Below are 16,143 nucleotides of genomic sequence, written 5' to 3'. Positions count from 1 at the left end.
CACCTGTGCCCACGCGTTACGTGCGTATGCTTTTAACGGCTGCTGTGAATATTCGGTGGTACATAAGCCGTAGTCGCTATGGCGAGTATTCGCGGTCACCGACTACCATGTGAGCGAACAGCCAACGCCGCGTATTCGTGAGATGCACGTAACGCGTGGGCACGGGTGCCCACCCTACGTTACGCCGCTGTCAACCATAAAGCCGGCTACGCCGGCTCACCCGCGTGAGAACGTACGCGTCACGCGATCCAGGTGCGCCCGCATCGCGGTGCGTGCGCCGGCGACGTCGTGGTCGGCGATGGCGGCGAAGATGGCGCGGTGGTCGAGCAGGGTTTGCTGGCGCAGTTCCTCGGTCTGGAAGTGTTCCTTCAGCTTGTGCCAGAGCGAGCCGCGCTGGCTCCACAGGTATTCGATCACGCCGACCATGGCGCTGTTGCCGGTGGCGCGTGCGATCGCCAGGTGGAAGTTGCGGTCGGCCGACTCGTTGCCGCTGCGTTCTTCGTGGTGCTGTTCCATCTCGAGCACGGCCACCAGGATGGCGTCGATCGCCGAATCGCTGGCGTGCTTGGCGGCCAGTGCCGCCATCTCGACCTCGATCAGGCGGCGCGCGGCCAGTACCTCGAACGGGCCCGGGCCGGCGGTCGGCACCTCGGCCACCGGCGTCGCCTGCTCGCTGACGTACACGCCCGAGCCGCCGCGCACCTCGACCGTGCCGCCCAGTTCAAGGGCGATCAGCGCTTCGCGCAGCGAGGTGCGCGAGACGCCGAGCTTGGTGGCGAGGTCGCGTTCGGAGGGCAGGCGCTCGCCCGGGCGGATGTTCTCGGCGCGGATCAGCTCCTCGATCTTGCCCGATACCACCCGGTACAGTCGCGGTTCAATGGCGCCGGCTTCGGCCGGGGCGGGGGTCTTCTTCATGGTGCGGGCTCGTCCTGAGTGGGTGGCGTGATCAAAAACTACAGGATCTTAGTTAAGTCCGCTGAATGTTGCAAGTGGACCAACGAAATAATGCGGAAAGGGGGCGTGCGGTATTTGAACGACAACCCCCGTGGAGTCATGGCTCCACCCTACGAATAGCGACGAATCGTAGGGTCGAGTCCTGACTCCACGCGTTACAGCATCCGAGCAGCGGCAAGCGCCATTGGCACCCGTCAGCCCGCAACCCCGCTCGCCTCCTGCGCCCGCCGCAAGCGCTCGCGGCTGTTGCTCAAATGCGTACGCATCGCCGCGCGCGCCCCCTCGGCGTCGCGGCGGGCGATCGCGCTGAAGATGTTCTCGTGCTCGTGGATCACGCGTTCGATGAACGGGCCCGGCTCGTCGTCCGAGAAATGCGCCGAATTCAGGCGCGCGCGCGGGATGATGTTGCTGCCCAGGTGGGTCAGGATGTCGTGGAAATAGCGGTTGCCGGACGCCTGCGCGATCAAGAGGTGGAAGGCCATGTCCGGCGCCACCGTCTCGCCGCCGCGGCGCGCGCACTCCTCGAAACTGTCGACGGCGGCGCGCAGTTGCGCCAGCTGCTCGTCGCTGCGGCGGGTGGCGGCCAGGCCGACGGCCTCGGTTTCCAGGCTGATGCGCAGTTCCAGCAGGTCGAGCACGTCGCGCATCGTCACGATGGTTGCCGGGTCCAGGCCCATCGGCGCGTTCGTCGGCTCGAGCACGAAGGTGCCGATCCCGTGCCGGGTTTCGACCAGGCCTGCCGCCTGCAGGTGCGAAATCGCCTCGCGCACCACGGTGCGGCTGACGCCGAGGATGCGCATGATCTCGGACTCGGTCGGCAGCTTGTCGCCGGGGTTCAGGCTGCCGCCCTTGATGCGGTCGCTCAGGTGGGCGACCACACCCTGGGCCAGGTTGCGGTGTTTTTTCAGCGGTGCCGTTGCGGTAGGGGTCATGATTGTTGAAGATTGGTCGGACCGCTTGCTGCGGATGCTGCGATTATACGCCGAGTGCGGGTCAGATGTCTGACAAGTGCATGCGAGCACGACTGGAACGGTGGTAGAAAATGCAAATGAGCAAGAATTCAGGCGGACTGCATGGCGGTTTCACAGACGCCACAATCTGGTTAAAGGAAGGATTGCGAACTTCGCCAAAATCGTTATACTAAAAAACAGTCGTCAGACGACTGACGACATGATCGCAGCGGAAATTCAGGAGACAGAGGATGAATGCCAAAAAATTGCTGTTGGGCTTAGCCGTAGGAATGTCGGTCGCGCTCGGTGCGCAGGCTGCCTGGCCGGAAAAGACGATTACCGTCATCGTGCCGTTCCCGGCCGGCGGGTCGACCGATGCGATCGCCCGTGCCATCGGCCCGAAGATCACGGCCCGCTTCGGCCAGCCGTGGATCATCGATAACCGTCCGGGCGCCACCGGCGCCATCGGCGCCGGCATGGTCAAGCGCGCGGCGCCCGACGGCTACACGCTGATGGCCGCCTCGATCGGCGTGTACGCCATGAATCCGTGGCTGCAAAAGCGCCTGGCCTACGATCCGGCCAAGGACTTCGACCTGCTGACCGTGGCCGTGCGCGCGCCCAACGTGCTGGTGGCCAGCCCCAACGTCAAGGCGAACACGGTGCAGGAACTGATCGCCACGCTCAAGCAGAATCCGGGCAAGGTCACCTTCGCCTCCTCGGGCAACGGCAGTTCGGACCACCTGACGGCCGAGCTGTTCTGGCAGAAGACCGGCACCAGCGGCCTGCACGTGCCGTATAAAGGCGGCGCGCCGGCGATCACCGACCTGCTGGGCGGCCAGACCGACGTCTCGTTCGTGAACATCAATACCGCGCTGCCGCACATCAAGGCCGGCAAACTCAAGGTGCTGGCCGTCACCGGCGAGCGCCGCGCCGCGATCCTGCCGAAAGTGCCGACCCTGGCCGAGTCGGGCATCCAGGGCGTGGACATCTACTCGTGGCAGGCCTTCGCGGCGCCGAAAGGACTGCCGAAGGACGTCAAGGCCAAGCTGCACGGCGCCATCGTCGCCGCGATCAACGAGCCGGACATCAAGGCCAAGCTGGTCGAGCAGGGCTTCGAAATCGTCGCCAACACGCCGGAACAGTTCGAACAATTCCAGAAACTGGAATCGGCGCGCTGGAAGAACGTGATCGAGGTCGGCAAGATCACCGCCGACTAAGCTCCCGGCTGCGCTAAACAATACGCAACACGGAAGAGGGCGCAGCCGCTCTTCCCGCAAACACCCCAAGAAGACCGAACGGAGATCCATATCATGTCCAGCACCAACCAGCAAGGGGCGCAGAACGCGCCGATCGTCACCGACATGCGCGTCGTCCCGGTGGCGGGCCGCGACGGCATGCTGCTCAACCTGAGCGGTGCGCACGCGCCTTACTTCACCCGCAACATCGTGATCCTGACCGACAACGCCGGCAATACCGGGGTGGGCGAGGTACCGGGCGGCGAACCGATCCGCCAGACGCTGGAAGACGCGCGCGAGCTGATCGTCGGCCAGTCGATCGGCAACTACCAGGGCGTGCTGAACAAGATGCGCGCCACCTTCGCCGACCGCGATGCCGGTGGCCGCGGCCTGCAGACCTTCGACCTGCGCATCGCGGTGCACGCCGTCACCGCCGTCGAATCGGCGCTGCTCGACCTGCTCGGCAAATTCCTCGGCGTGCCGGTGTGCGCGCTGCTCGGCGAAGGGCAGCAGCGCGAGCGCGTCGAGATGCTCGGCTACCTGTTCTACGTCGGCGACCGCAACGTCACGAACCTGGAGTACGCGAGCGAGCCGGAGCAGGCAGACGACTGGCTGCGCCTGCGCCACGAAAAGGCGATGACGCCGGAAGCGGTGGTGCGACTGGCCGAAGCGGCCTATGCGCGCTACGGCTTCAAGGATTTCAAACTGAAGGGCGGCGTACTGCAGGGCGACGCCGAAATCGAGGCGGTCACCGCGCTGGCCGAGCGCTTCCCGGAAGCGCGCGTCACGCTCGACCCGAACGGCGCCTGGTCGCTGCAGGAAGCGATCCGCCTGTGCCGCGGCATGGACCACGTACTCGCCTACGCGGAAGACCCGTGCGGCGCCGAGAACGGCTATTCGGGCCGTGAAGTCATGGCCGAGTTCCGCCGCGCCACCGGCCTGCCGACCGCGACCAACATGATCGCCACCGACTGGCGCCAGATGGGCCACGCGATCCAGCTGCAATCGGTCGACATCCCGCTGGCCGACCCGCACTTCTGGACCATGGCCGGTTCCGTGCGCGTGGCGCAGATGTGCAACGACTGGGGCCTGACCTGGGGCTCGCATTCGAACAACCACTTCGACATCTCGCTGGCCATGTTCACGCAAGTGGGCGCCGCCGCGCCGGGCAAGATCACGGCGCTCGACACCCACTGGATCTGGCAGGACGGCCAGCGCCTGACGAAAGAGCCGCTGCAGATCGTCGACGGCATGATCGACGTGCCGGCGAAACCGGGCCTGGGCGTCGAGATCGACATGGAAGCGCTGGAAGCCGCGCATCAGCTCTACCTGGCCAAGGGCCTGGGCGTGCGCGACGACGCGCAAGCGATGCAGTTCATTTACCCGGGCTGGAAATTCGATAACAAGCGCCCGAGCTTCGTGCGCTGAATGCTGCCCGTCCGATCCTGAAAACCGAGGAGACACGCAATGAAGAAGACCCTGATTGCGGCAGCGGCGTTGGCGCTGGCCGCCGGTGCTGTCCACGCCCAGACCACCGTTACCATCTACGGCATCGCCGATGCCGGCTTCCTGCGCGAAAGCGGCGGTTCGGCGGGCACCGTCAACAAGATCGGCAGCGGCATGGGCTCGTACTCGCGCATCGGTTTCCGCGGCAGCGAGGACCTCGGCGGCGGCATGACGGCCGTGTTCACGCTCGAGAATGGCCACCGCCTCGACACCGGCGAGGTCGACAGCGCCGGTTCCATGTTCAACCGCCAGGCCTGGGTCGGCATCAAGGGCAAGGCCGGCATGGTGAGCTTCGGGCGCCAGTACACGCCATGGCACCAGGCGCTGGCGCAGGTCGGCGACCCTTTCTCGACCGGCTATGCCGGCGGCTCGAAGAACGTGTTCCCGGACTTCGGCGCCAATGTCCGCACCAGCAATACGGTGATGTATACGTCGCCGACGATCAAGGGCTTCACCGGCGACGTCGCCTACGCCTTTGGCGAGCAATCCGGCAGCAGCGTGGCCGGCCGTAACATGGGCGCCTCGATCGGTTACGCCAACGGCCCGCTCAACCTGCGTCTGGCCTACAACCACAAGAACTCGGACGTGGCGGCCGCGCCCGGCGTCACCCCAAGCGTGCGCGGCAACGCCAGCAACAAGCTGCTGGCAGCAAACTACGACTTCAAGGTGGTGAAAGCCTACCTGGCGGTCAGCATCGACAAGGGCTTCAACGCCGCCCCGCTGGGTAACAACAACAACCCGTACGGCTTCCGCCGCCCGACGGCGTCGACCGACGGCAACGAGGTCTTGCTGGGCGTGGTGGCGCCGATCGGCCCGGGCAACGTGATCGCGACCCTGATGCGCAAGGATGACCGGACCAGCTTCGACCAGGACGCGCGTTCGTGGGGCATCGGCTACCTGTACGCGCTGTCGAAGCGCTCGACCATTTATACGGTGTACGGGCATACGGTCAACAAGAACGGGGCTGGCTATACGGTGGCGAACAATACCGATGCCGGGACCGGCGATCGGGCGTTCAACCTGGGCGTGCGGCATACGTTCTGATTGTCGTGCCCGCGGCAGTAGCGTACCGTAGGGCGGGCATGCCCGCCTACGTGCATCTCGTCGCCCGCGCCGCATCCAATGGCCACGTCCTGTGTAACCCTAGTACCTGCCGACCAGCCGCCCGTGCAGCAACTCGCGCTCCGTCCCCGGATCGACGAGGTAGTTGATCTTCCCCGCTACCACCGTCGCCACCGGCACCCCGTCGCGGAACAGGATGCGGTTGGCGCCCAGCGCCGGTACCTTGTCGCCGGGCAGCAGGGTGCCGCACAAATTCAGCGGATCGACGCCCGAGATGCAGACCAGCCCACCGTCGAGCGGCCGGCGGCGCACTTCGCGCAGCAGCGGGATCGCCTCGGGCAGCGCGAACTGTTCGCCCGAGAAGCCGGCGACGAATCGGCCGCCGCGGATTTCGCCGCGCGCCTCTAACCGGTGGTAGACCGGCAGCAGTTCGCGCCAGGAGGGCATCCAGGCGGCTTCGCGTTCGAGCAGGCGCCAGAACATCACGCCGTAGCGGCGCAGCAGGGTCATGGCGACGTACTCGAGCGTCTCGGGGTCGAGCTTGCGCCGGCGTGCCGGTTCCGTTTCCTCGGGCTCGCTGCGCCGCACCAGCGCCCAGCGGCCGGCTTCTTCCATCGTCGGCCCGGCGCCGCGGCGGCGTTTTTTATCGTTGCTGGCACGCTTGGCCGCCGGCAGCAGCATGGCGCGCAAGCCGACGAAACTGTCCGCATTCGCCAGGCCGGTCGCCACCAGTTCGCCCAGCGCCGCCTCCAGTTCGACCGGCATCATGCGCGCGTCGAACTGCAGTTCGTCGAAGAACATGGCGCCGTCGCGGCGCAGCGCGTCCAGCACTTTCGCGGCGCGCGGCGAAACCTCGGGCGGGCCGGCCGGCAGCGGCAGCGTGTGCCAGCGCGCCACCTGGCGCCGCGGCAGCAGCACGATCGGCGTCGCCCGCACCGGTCCGCCGGCGGCAGCGCGCGGGGCATCGATCCTGGTCCAGACGATCTTGCCGGCGCGGCACAGCTCATCCAGCCACAGCAGCGAATAGTCGCGCAGGCGCAGCCCCAGCAGGTCGGCCTCCCAGGCGCCGGCGGCGGCTTCGTAGCCTTCTATTTGCGCCAGCAGCAGGGGCAGCGCATCCTCGCCGCGCCACTGCGTGTCTTCGGTCAGGTGCTGCCAGTCGAACAGGAAGCGCAGGAAGTCGCGCACCTCGACCGGCTCGATCTCGCGCCGCAGCCGCTTGATGGTGTAGCGGTGGATGCGCGCCAGCAGGTGCCGCTCGCACCATTCTTCTTCCTCGGCGCCGGGCGTGAAGCGCCCGCGCATGACGTAGCCCTCGGCTTCGAGCGCGCCGAGGGCGATCGCCACCGTGCTCTCGGGCAGCGCCAGGGCGACGGCAATCGCGGTCAAGGGCTGCGGCCCGAACCCCGTCAGGCGCGCGCGCACCAGTTCGACCAGCGCGGCGTCGCGCGTCCAAGGCACGCCGTCGTTGCCGCGGTGGCTGTCGGGGATCGTCAGCACCGGATTCGTCTCGGCTCCGGGATAGGCGGCCAGCACCAGGTCGAGCCGTTCCAGCGCCACCCAGGCCTGCAAGCCATCGGTGCGCACGCGCGTCGCGCGCCCGGCTTCGGTCAGGTCTTCCAGCCACAGCGCCCAGCCTTCGCGAGCGCGCGCTTCGCCCTGCGTGATCAGCGCCAGGGCCACCAGCGCTTCCTGCACCTCGTCGCTGTTGCGCGCCGCCGGCCAGGCTTCCTCGGCCACGCCGGCGATCGCGTCGAGGTCGAGCGCGCCCATGTCATCGGCGCTGGCCGGGTCGCTCCAGCGGCGGTTGATCACAGCCTGGGTGCGCCGTTCTTCCAGCGGCGCGTCGTCCAGAAAAGCGTAGGGGCGGGCATTGAGGATCTCGGCGGCGAGCGGCGAGGGCGCCGGCAGGTCGCGCGCGACCAGGCGAATGGCGTCCGTCTCGATGCGGCGCAAGAGCGCCAGCCAGCCTTCGCTGTCCATCGCCTCGTGCAGGCAATCGTCCAGCGTTTGCGCCACCAGCGGATGGTCGGGCAACTCGCGGTCGCCGGCGATGTTTTCCAGGCAGGCGGCGCCGTCCGGGAAGATCGAGGCCAGTAAATCGTCGCTCTTCATGCGCTGCAGCTGGGGCGCCACCTTGCGCCCGCCGGCAAAGCGCGGCAGCGCCAGCGCCGTGGTCGCATTCCAGCGCCAGCGCACGTTGAACAGCGGCGCGTCGAGCAGCGCCTGCACCAGGATCGGTTCGGCCGTGGCCGATTTCAGGTAGCGCCAGACTTCGTCGAGCGGAAAGCTGTGGCTGGTCGAAAGCGAGAGGATGATCGCATCCTCGGTGGCGGCGGCCTGCAGTTCGAAGTTGAAGGTGCGGCAAAAGCGCTTGCGCAGCGCCAGGCCCCAGGCGCGGTTGATGCGGCTGCCGAAGGGGCTGTGCAGCACCAGCTGCATGCCGCCCGATTCGTCGAAGAAGCGTTCCATCACCAGCGTGTCGTGGGTCGGCAGCGCGCCCAGGGCCGCGCGCGAACGGGCCAGGTAATCGACGATCTGGCGCGCCGCGTCCTCGTTCAGGCCCAGGTGTTCATCCAGCCAGTCGACCGCGCGGTCGAGCGCAGCCTCGCCGCTGCTGGATGCCAGCTGCGCCTCGATCTCGGCGCGCAGCCGGGCCACGCCCATCGACAATTCGTCGCTGCGACCCGGCGCCTCGCCGTGCCAGAACGGGATGTTGGGCGCGGCGCCGCCGGCGTCTTCGACGCGCACCTTGCCGGCTTCGACCTTCATGATGCGATACGAGGTATTCCCGAGCTGGAAGACGTCGCCGGCCAGGCTCTCCACCGCGAAGTCTTCGTTCACCGTGCCCACCGACAGGCCGGCCGGTTCCAGCAGCACCGTGTAGTCGGCGTTTTCCGGGATCGTGCCGCCCGAGGTGACGGCGGCCAGCTTGCCGCCGCGCCGTCCGCGCAGCGACTGGGTGGCGGCGTCGCGGTGGATGTAGGCGCCGCGCACGCCGTTGCGCGTGGTGTAGCCCTCGGCCAGCATGCGCAGCAGCGCGTCGTAGCGGGAACGTTCCAGGTCCGCATACGGCGCGGCGCCGCGCAGCTGGTCGAACAGGGCGGTTTCTCCCCATTCCTGGCAGGCCACTTCGGCCACGATCTGCTGGGCCAGCACGTCGAGCGGCGCGCGCGGGATGCGCAGGACATCGAGTTCGCCGCGCCGCACGCAGTCGAGCAGGGCGGTGCATTCGATCAGGTCGTCGCGCGAGGTCGGGAACAGCCGGCCTTTCGGCGTGCCGCCGACCTGGTGGCCCGAGCGGCCAACGCGCTGCAGGAATGCCGCGATGTTGCGCGGCGAGCCGACCTGGCAGACGAGATCGACGTCGCCGATGTCGATGCCCAGTTCCAGCGAGGCGGTGGCCACCAGTACCTGCAGCTCGCCGCGCTTCAGGCGCTGTTCGGCGTCCAGCCGGTATTCCTTGGCCAGGCTGCCGTGGTGGGCGGCGACGTGTTCGCTGCCCAGGCGGTCGCCCAGGTGGCGCGCCACGCGCTCGGCCATGCGCCGCGTGTTGACGAAGATGAGCGTGGTCCGGTGCAGCACCACCAGCTCGCGCATGCGGTCGTAGACGCGCTCCCAGACTTCGTTCGGCATCACCGCATCCAATGGCACCGGCGGCAGTTCCAGCGCCAGGTCGCGCGCACGCACGTGGCCGACGTCCACTACTGCACATTCGCCGCCGGCGCGGCCCACGAGGAAGTCGGCGACGAGGGACAGCGGCCGTTGCGTGGCCGACAGGCCGATGCGCACCGTGCGCCGCCCGCACAGCGCGTCGAGCCGCTCCAGGCTGAGCGCCAGGTGGCTGCCGCGCTTGCTGCCGGCGACGGCGTGGATTTCGTCGACGATCACGGTGCGCACGGTCGATAGCATCGCGCGGCCGCTGGTCGAGCCGAGCAGCACGTACAGCGACTCGGGGGTGGAGACCAGTATGTGCGGCGCGCGCTTCCTCATCGCGTTGCGCTCGGCCGTGGTGGTGTCGCCGGTGCGCACGGCGGTGCGGATGCCGTGCGGCGGCAGTCCCATCGCCTGCAATTGGGCGCCGATGCCCTCGAGCGGGCCTTGCAGGTTGACGCGGATGTCGTTCGACAGCGCCTTCAGCGGCGACACGTACAGCACCTGGGTTTCGTCCGGCAGCGCGCCGTCTTCGCTCTCGCGCACCAGGGCGTCGATCGCGGCGAGGAAGGCGGTCAGCGTCTTGCCCGAGCCGGTCGGCGCCGCGACCAGGGTCGGACGCCCGGCCTGGATCAGCGGCCAGGCGCGCAGCTGGGCCTCGGTGGCGCCGGGGAAGCTGGCGGCGAACCAGGCGGCGACGGCGGGGTGGAAGTCGTGGCGGAGGTGTTCGGAATGGGTGCGGTCGTTCATCGGTCGTAGATGGGGGCGAGTGCGGTGATGGCAAGGCGAGAAAGAGTGCTCAGACCCGTAAGGTGGGCGGCTAAACCCTGAACGCATGCTTACTCGAGGCCTGAATGCCGCCCACGCGTTCAAACACACTTTGAAACCTCGCGACGGATCATCGGCTGCCCGGATCATCGGCTGCCTGAACGCGTGGGCGGCGCAAATGCCTCTGGTCCGCAAACTGAAGAGGTACAGCCGCCCACCTTACAGGTCTGGGCTCAACTTACCGGCATTCGATTACCCTTATTTGACGAATCCCTGCACCGCCGCCATGGTCGGTTCCGGCGCTTCCTCCATCAGCCAGTGCCCCGCCTCGGGAATCACCAGCTCGGTCACATTGACCGCCGCATTGCGCATCACCACCGCTTCGCTGGTCCCGAACGACTTGGCTCCGCCGATGGCCAGCACCGGCATGGCCAGCTTCCGGCGCGCGACCGCCTTGCGGTTGTCCTCGACGTCGGTCGGGATGCTGAGGAACTGGGCAAAGGCCGAGCGCATCGCGCCGGGGCGCGCGTAAAGGGCGGCGTAGTAGGCGCGGGTCGGCTCGTCGATCTTCTTCGGATCGCCGGCGAATTCGTTCCAGAAGCGGTCGAGGTAGATGCGCTCGCGCCCGGCCACCAGGCGTTCGGCATCCGGCCCGCCGAACGAAAAATGCCACAGCTGCGGACTGCGCACGATCTGGTCCCAGGGAGGAATGCCCGGTACCGGGGCATCCATCACCACCAGGCGCCGCGTCTTGTCCGGGTAGCGCGCCGCATAGGCAAAGGCGACCATGGTGCCGATGTCATGGCCGACGATCGCGGCCGCGTCGATGCCGAGCTTGACCAGCACCGCGCGCACGTCCGCCGCCTGGGTCCACTTGTCGTAGCCGCCGGCCGGATGCGAGGACAGGCCCATGCCGCGCAGGTCGGGCACGACCACGGTGTGCGTGGCGGCCAGCCTCGCGGCCAGCGGCGACCACATCGCGCCAGTGTCGCCGAAGCCGTGCAGCAGCACGACGGCAGGACCCTTGCCGCCCACCATGACATGCAGCGTGGCCCCGTCGACCTGGATCGTGCGCGCCTGGAACGAGGCGGGGAAGGGCTGCACGTCGGCCGATGCCGGCAAGGCCAGTGCGGCGGCAAGCGCCGCCGTGAGGAGAAGTTTGCGCATGATGGAATCCTCGTCCGGGGCGAGTGCCTCGGCCATCCACCGAGTGTGCGTCCGGATACTCGAATAGGGTAGCCACCAAGTTCTGTATGAAGCTTCGGAAAAGTCCGAACTGGCGGCGACTGTCGCCCGTGGCGCGGCAGGTTTGCAACAACTTGCGCGAAGTTTCGCTGACCACCTGCCGGCGCACGGCAGCGCCGGCCTGCTTGCTCTACAATCGCGTCGAGCGGACACGGCAGGTATTTCGTCCGCAGCGCAGCCACCCTTTCGGGAAACGAATCACGATGCATTTTCTGCAAAACGCCTGGCGCCACGCGCTGTTTGGGGCTGCCACGCTGGCCGCGCCGCTGCTGGCGCTGGCCGGCCCGTCCACCAGCGTCTACGTCGAAGACCTGACCTCGCCCGAACTGCGCGCGCGCATCGCCGCCGGCGCCACCACGGTACTGGTGCCGATCGGCGGCACCGAACAGAGCGGGCCGCATATCGCCCTCGGCAAGCACAATGTGCGCGCCCGCGTGCTGGCGGGCCGGATCGCGCGCAGCCTGGGCGACGCGGTGGTGGCGCCGACGGTCGCCTACGTGCCCGAGGGGGCGATTGCGCCGCCGCGCGGGCACATGCGCTTCGCCGGGACGATCTCGATTCCGGAGGCCGCCTTCGAAGCGGTGCTGGAAGGGGCGGCGCGCAGCTTTTGCCGGCATGGCGTGCGCGACGTTTTCTTCCTGGGCGACCATGGCGGCTACCAGCGCAACGAAGAGAAGGCCGCCGCCCGCGTCAACCGCGACGGCGCCTGCCGCGTTCATGCGCTGCCCGAGTATTACCGGGTGACGCAGATGGACTATGTCGCCGACCTCCAGCGCCGCGGTGTCGGCGCCGCGGAGATCGGCATGCACGGCGGCCTTGCCGATACCGCGCTGATGCTGGCGATCGATCCGGCGCTGGTGCGCGCCGACCTGCTCGGCGCCGGCGCGGCCGGCGAGGGCGTCGATGGCGATCCACGCCGCGCCACGGCTGCGCTCGGCCAGGCGGGCGTCGCGCGCATCGTCGCGGCGTCGGTCGCCGCCATCCGCGCCGTCCAACACTCAACCAGGCAACCTTGAAGACCCCCATCGTGCACTACAAAAAAACCGTTGCTGCCGTCGTCGTTCTCTCCTTGATTGCCGGCGCCGCCTTGCTCATGCGCGCCAACAAGGCGCCGTTGCCCGCACCGCTGCCCTTCGTGACTGTCGCCGGCATGCCGCCGGTGCCGGACCCGCACAACCTGTACAGCGAAATCGGCGCCGGCCACTTGAGCGCCGCAGTGCGCGGCGACCTGGCGCGCATCTACGTGCCGAACCTGCGCTCGAACGACGTCAGCGTGATCGATCCGGCGACCATGAAGGTGGTCGACCGCTTCAAGGTCGGCATCAGTCCGCAGCACGTGATCCCGTCCTGGGACCTGCGCACGCTGTGGGTGGCCAACAATGCCGAGCGCCAGGATACCGGCAGCCTGACGCCGATCGACCCGATCACCGGCAAGCCGGGACAGGCGATCGCTGTCGACGACCCCTACAACATGTATTTCACGCCGGACGGCAAATCGGCCATCGTGGTGGCCGAGGCACGGCGCCGGCTCGACTTCCGCGATCCGCACACGATGGCGCTGCAGTACGCGATCGACGTGCCGAAATGCGGCGGCATCAACCACGCCGAGTTCTCGATCGATGGCCGCTATGCGCTGTTCACCTGCGAGTTCGACGGCGCGGTCGCAAAGATCGACCTCACCGCGCGCACCGTACTGGGTTACCTGAAGCTGTCGATGCCGAAGACGCGCGTGCGCGAGGGCTTCGATCCGCGCAATCCGGGCGCTTCCGAAATCTGCACCACCAGGAAGGGCATGCCGCAGGACGTGCGCGTGTCCCCGGACGGCAAGCGCTTCTACATCGCCGACATGATGGCCGACGGCGTCCACATCGTCGACGGCGTCACCTTCACCCAGGTGGGCTTTCTCGCCTCGGGTCCTGGTACGCACGGCCTGTACCCGAGCCGCGACGGCAAATTCCTGTTCATCACCAACCGCGGCACGCACCGCATCCACGGCAAGCGACGCGGACCGGGCAGTGTCGACGTGATGGAGTTCGCCAGCGAAAAGATCGTCGCGCACTGGGTCATCCCGAATGGCGGCAGCCCGGACATGGGCAACGTCAGCGCCGACGGCAACTGGCTCTGGCTGGCGGGCCGCTTCGACGACGTGGTGTATCGCATCGACACGCGCGACGGCGCCGTGCGCCAGGTGAAGGTGGGCGGCGAGCCGCACGGGTTGACGGTCTGGCCGCAGCCGGGGCGGTATTCGCTGGGGCATACGGGGAATTTGCGCTAGGTTCGGGGAAGCGAGCGGGACGCTACGGTTACGCGTGGACGGGAGACCCGTCCACCCTACAGCCGGGGTCCCGACGGTGCGACATTTGCTACACTGCCGCCTTTGACCGCCGAAGAACCACGATGCAAAGCGTACCCGAACTGCGCGCCGCAGCGCTCGCCTGCCTGATCGAGACCGACCCGCAGCGTAAAACGGCGGGCGTCGCCGCACTCGCGCAGGCTTTTGCAGCCGGCGCAATTACGCTCGACAACGCCGCCATGCTCGATGAAACGGGCGCGATCCCCGGCCGTCCGGCGCGGCCTGAACTGGTGCCGCCGCGCCTGGTCGGGCGCCGTTCGATGGCGAGCGTCGAGGGCCGCGCCATGCTGGTGCATGCCCTGGCCCACATCGAATTCAATGCCATGAACCTGGCGCTGGACGCGCTGTGGCGCTTTCCCGGCATGCCCGCCGCCTATTACGCCGACTGGCTGCAGGTGTCACAGGAAGAGGCTTACCACTTTTCGCTGCTGGCCCAGCACCTGACCACGCTGGGCTATGCCTACGGCGACTTCGCCGGCCACGACAGCCTGTGGGAGATGGTCGAGAAAACCAAGGGCGACGGACTGGCGCGCATGGCGCTGGTGCCGCGCACGCTGGAAGCGCGCGGGTTAGACGCGATTCCGCCGCTGCGCGCCAAGCTGGCCCAGGCCGGCGACGCGGCGGTGGCCGCCATCCTCGACATCATCCTGCGCGACGAAGTCGGGCACGTCGAGATCGGCAACCGCTGGTATGGCTTCCTGTGCCAGGCGCGCGGCCTGCCGCTGCGCGCCACCTACGACGAACTGGTGCTGCGCTACAAGGCGCCAGTCCTGAAAGGCCCGTTCAACCTGGAAGCGCGCCGGCGCGCCGGTTTTACGGAAGAGGAGCTGGCGCGCTTCGCGTGATGCAGTGCTCGGCAGCTGCGGGATACGTGATAAGGTCACCACGAACGGATCTTTTACCGTTTCACCGACCAGGCCGAAAGGAGCCCCCATGCGTTTTCTGATTGCACTCATTCTTCCGTGGCTCACCTTCTTCACGATCGGCCGTCCGATGGCCGGCATCATCTGCCTGATCCTGCAGGTGACCCTGATCGGCTGGTTGCCCGCCGCGATCTGGGCCGTGTACGCGCTCAGCCAGTACAACACCGACAAGAAGATCAGGGAAGCCGGGCTCGATCGGGGCTGAGGTGAAGCGCGCCTTTACCGAAGGGGCACACGGGCACTTCGCGTGATTCGGCGCGCGCCGGCCCATTCGCTGACCCAGTACGCCAGTGCCAGCGCCGGGAAGGCCATCCCCGCCAGCAGCGCCGCGTTCCAGCCGTGGTGCGCATAGACCCAGCCGCCGAGCGCCGAACCGAGCGCGCCGCCGGCGAAGAACAGGGCAAAGAAAATCCCGTTCAAGCGGCTGCGCACTTCCGCGCCAAGGGCGAAGATGGCGCGCTGGCCCAGCACGAGGTTGGCCGCCACGCCCATGTCGAGCACGATCGACGCGATCACCAGCAGGCCAAGCGCCACGGCGCGCGAATCCGGGTTCACCAGCGGCAGCGCGAAGCCGGCCACGCCCAGCAACAGCGCGGCGGCGGTGGCGACCAGCGTGTGGCCCCCGTCGGCCAGGCGTCCGGCGACCGGCGAGGCCACCGCGCCGGCCATGCCGACCAGTGCGAAGATGGCGATGCCGGTCTGCGACAGCCCGAACAGCGGGCTGGCCAGCACCAAAGGCGCCACGGTCCAGAACAGGCTGAACGAGGCGAACATGGCCGCGTGGTAGGCCGCGCGCCGGCGCAGCACTGGCGTGGTGGTGAGCAGTTGCCACATCGAACCGATCAGGCGGCGATACGGCAGGGCGGAATCGGGCCGGCGCTGCGGCAGGCGCGCGCGCAGCACGAAGGCAAGCGCCGCGACGGCGACTGCGGCGCCGCCGTACACGGCATGCCAGCTGAAGTGATCCGCGACCAGGCTTGCCGCCGGCCGCGCCAGCATGATCCCCAGCAGCAGGCCGCTGACGACCTTGCCGACGGTTTGGCCGCGGGTCGCTTCTTTCGACAGGTGCGCGGCGAAGGGCACCAGCACCTGGGCCGCCACCGAACCGAGCCCGATGCCGAGCGAGGTCGCCAGGAACAGCCAGGCGCTGCTGCTGAACGCCGCGGCGGCCAGCATGATGGAGGTCGCCAGCAGCAGGACGAAGACCAGCTTGCGGTTTTCCAGCAGGTCGCCGAGCGGCACGATGAACAGCAGGCCGAGCGCATAGCCGACCTGCGTCAGCGTGACGATCAGGCCGGCCGCGTCGAGCGACAGGCCGGTGCTGGCCGCGATCGGGCCGACCAGGGTCTGGGCGTAGTACAGGCTGGCGACGATCAGGCCGGCGGCAACGGCCAGCAGGCGGGTCATGCCGGGAGCGATGTCAGTAATGGATTCGGTGGTGGGCGTCATGGCGATTCCTTGTTCAGATGTGGCCATTCTAGAGCAGGTGATTG

At 68.0% G+C, this 16,143-nt stretch carries 12 protein-coding genes; 7 read left to right on the top strand and 5 right to left on the bottom strand.

Annotated features, from left to right (window positions below; all coding sequences use genetic code 11):
- Positions 1-216: 216 nt before the first annotated feature.
- Together IFT60_RS00925 and IFT60_RS00920 are read right to left on the bottom strand one after the other, a co-directional pair.
- On the bottom strand, positions 217-915 hold the full coding sequence (locus IFT60_RS00925) for a FadR/GntR family transcriptional regulator (RefSeq protein WP_192048482.1): 699 nt from the start codon (positions 913-915) through the stop codon (positions 217-219).
- A gap of 233 nt (positions 916-1,148) precedes the next feature.
- A complete protein-coding gene (locus IFT60_RS00920; protein WP_192048480.1) occupies positions 1,149-1,886 on the bottom strand; it encodes a FadR/GntR family transcriptional regulator in 738 nt (245 codons plus the stop codon).
- A 269-nt stretch (positions 1,887-2,155) separates the two neighbouring features.
- On the opposite strand from IFT60_RS00920, the gene IFT60_RS00915 reads away from it, so the two are divergent.
- The 3 genes from IFT60_RS00915 to IFT60_RS00905 all read left to right on the top strand — a co-directional run bounded on the left by IFT60_RS00915 (position 2,156) and on the right by IFT60_RS00905 (position 5,689).
- Entirely contained in the window at positions 2,156-3,121 is a 966-nt protein-coding gene (locus tag IFT60_RS00915; protein ID WP_374000171.1) for a Bug family tripartite tricarboxylate transporter substrate binding protein, read from the top strand.
- 93 nt (positions 3,122-3,214) lie between these two features.
- Positions 3,215-4,567 (top strand): glucarate dehydratase, encoded by a 1,353-nt coding sequence (gene gudD / locus IFT60_RS00910; RefSeq protein ID WP_192048478.1) that lies wholly within the window; start codon positions 3,215-3,217, stop codon positions 4,565-4,567.
- 39 nt (positions 4,568-4,606) lie between these two features.
- Positions 4,607-5,689, top strand: a complete 1,083-nt coding sequence (locus tag IFT60_RS00905) for a porin (RefSeq protein ID WP_192048476.1) — start codon at positions 4,607-4,609, stop codon at positions 5,687-5,689.
- 99 nt (positions 5,690-5,788) lie between these two features.
- Here the strand turns inward: IFT60_RS00905 and IFT60_RS00900 are convergent, their stop codons facing one another.
- Together IFT60_RS00900 and IFT60_RS00895 are read right to left on the bottom strand one after the other, a co-directional pair.
- The gene (locus IFT60_RS00900) at positions 5,789-10,111 is read right to left on the bottom strand and encodes a DEAD/DEAH box helicase (protein ID WP_192048474.1); all 4,323 of its coding nucleotides are present in this window, start codon (positions 10,109-10,111) and stop codon (positions 5,789-5,791) included.
- Positions 10,112-10,387: 276 nt separating this feature from the next.
- Positions 10,388-11,296 (bottom strand): alpha/beta fold hydrolase, encoded by a 909-nt coding sequence (locus tag IFT60_RS00895; protein ID WP_192048472.1) that lies wholly within the window; start codon positions 11,294-11,296, stop codon positions 10,388-10,390.
- A gap of 281 nt (positions 11,297-11,577) precedes the next feature.
- Between IFT60_RS00895 and IFT60_RS00890 the strand changes: the two genes are divergently transcribed.
- The 4 genes from IFT60_RS00890 (at position 11,578) to IFT60_RS00875 (ending at position 14,855) form a co-directional block, all read left to right on the top strand.
- The gene (locus IFT60_RS00890; RefSeq protein WP_192048470.1) at positions 11,578-12,390 is read left to right on the top strand and encodes a creatininase family protein; all 813 of its coding nucleotides are present in this window, start codon (positions 11,578-11,580) and stop codon (positions 12,388-12,390) included.
- Between the two features lie 77 nt (positions 12,391-12,467).
- A complete protein-coding gene (locus IFT60_RS00885; RefSeq protein ID WP_192048805.1) occupies positions 12,468-13,649 on the top strand; it encodes a YncE family protein in 1,182 nt (393 codons plus the stop codon).
- A 122-nt stretch (positions 13,650-13,771) separates the two neighbouring features.
- Positions 13,772-14,572 (top strand): ferritin-like domain-containing protein, encoded by an 801-nt coding sequence (locus tag IFT60_RS00880; RefSeq protein WP_192048467.1) that lies wholly within the window; start codon positions 13,772-13,774, stop codon positions 14,570-14,572.
- An 88-nt stretch (positions 14,573-14,660) separates the two neighbouring features.
- Entirely contained in the window at positions 14,661-14,855 is a 195-nt protein-coding gene (locus IFT60_RS00875; RefSeq protein WP_192048465.1) for a YqaE/Pmp3 family membrane protein, read from the top strand.
- 14 nt (positions 14,856-14,869) lie between these two features.
- Here IFT60_RS00875 and IFT60_RS00870 read toward each other — a convergent pair whose 3' ends face one another.
- Positions 14,870-16,099 (bottom strand): MFS transporter, encoded by a 1,230-nt coding sequence (locus IFT60_RS00870; RefSeq protein ID WP_192048463.1) that lies wholly within the window; start codon positions 16,097-16,099, stop codon positions 14,870-14,872.
- Positions 16,100-16,143: the final 44 nt, after the last annotated feature.

This window comes from Massilia sp. CFBP 13721, from assembly GCF_014842025.1.
Taxonomy (GTDB): domain Bacteria; phylum Pseudomonadota; class Gammaproteobacteria; order Burkholderiales; family Burkholderiaceae_D; genus Telluria.
The sequence above is the reverse complement of the archived record's forward strand: the minus strand, read 5'-3'. Positions and strand labels throughout refer to the sequence as shown.

Bases quoted from the DNA above. Each gene is read 5' to 3' on its own strand.
- IFT60_RS00905 (WP_192048476.1), top strand. From the start codon at position 4,607: ATGAAGAAGACCCTGATTGCGGCAGCGGCGTTGGCGCTGGCCGCCGGT.
- gudD (WP_192048478.1), top strand. From the start codon at position 3,215: ATGTCCAGCACCAACCAGCAAGGGGCGCAGAACGCGCCGATCGTCACC.
- IFT60_RS00890 (WP_192048470.1), top strand. From the start codon at position 11,578: ATGCATTTTCTGCAAAACGCCTGGCGCCACGCGCTGTTTGGGGCTGCC.
- IFT60_RS00870 (WP_192048463.1), bottom strand. From the start codon at position 16,099: ATGACGCCCACCACCGAATCCATTACTGACATCGCTCCCGGCATGACC.
- IFT60_RS00920 (WP_192048480.1), bottom strand. From the start codon at position 1,886: ATGACCCCTACCGCAACGGCACCGCTGAAAAAACACCGCAACCTGGCC.
- IFT60_RS00875 (WP_192048465.1), top strand. From the start codon at position 14,661: ATGCGTTTTCTGATTGCACTCATTCTTCCGTGGCTCACCTTCTTCACG.
- IFT60_RS00885 (WP_192048805.1), top strand. From the start codon at position 12,468: ATGCGCGCCAACAAGGCGCCGTTGCCCGCACCGCTGCCCTTCGTGACT.
- IFT60_RS00915 (WP_374000171.1), top strand. From the start codon at position 2,156: ATGAATGCCAAAAAATTGCTGTTGGGCTTAGCCGTAGGAATGTCGGTC.
- IFT60_RS00880 (WP_192048467.1), top strand. From the start codon at position 13,772: ATGCAAAGCGTACCCGAACTGCGCGCCGCAGCGCTCGCCTGCCTGATC.
- IFT60_RS00895 (WP_192048472.1), bottom strand. From the start codon at position 11,296: ATGCGCAAACTTCTCCTCACGGCGGCGCTTGCCGCCGCACTGGCCTTG.
- IFT60_RS00925 (WP_192048482.1), bottom strand. From the start codon at position 915: ATGAAGAAGACCCCCGCCCCGGCCGAAGCCGGCGCCATTGAACCGCGA.
- IFT60_RS00900 (WP_192048474.1), bottom strand. From the start codon at position 10,111: ATGAACGACCGCACCCATTCCGAACACCTCCGCCACGACTTCCACCCC.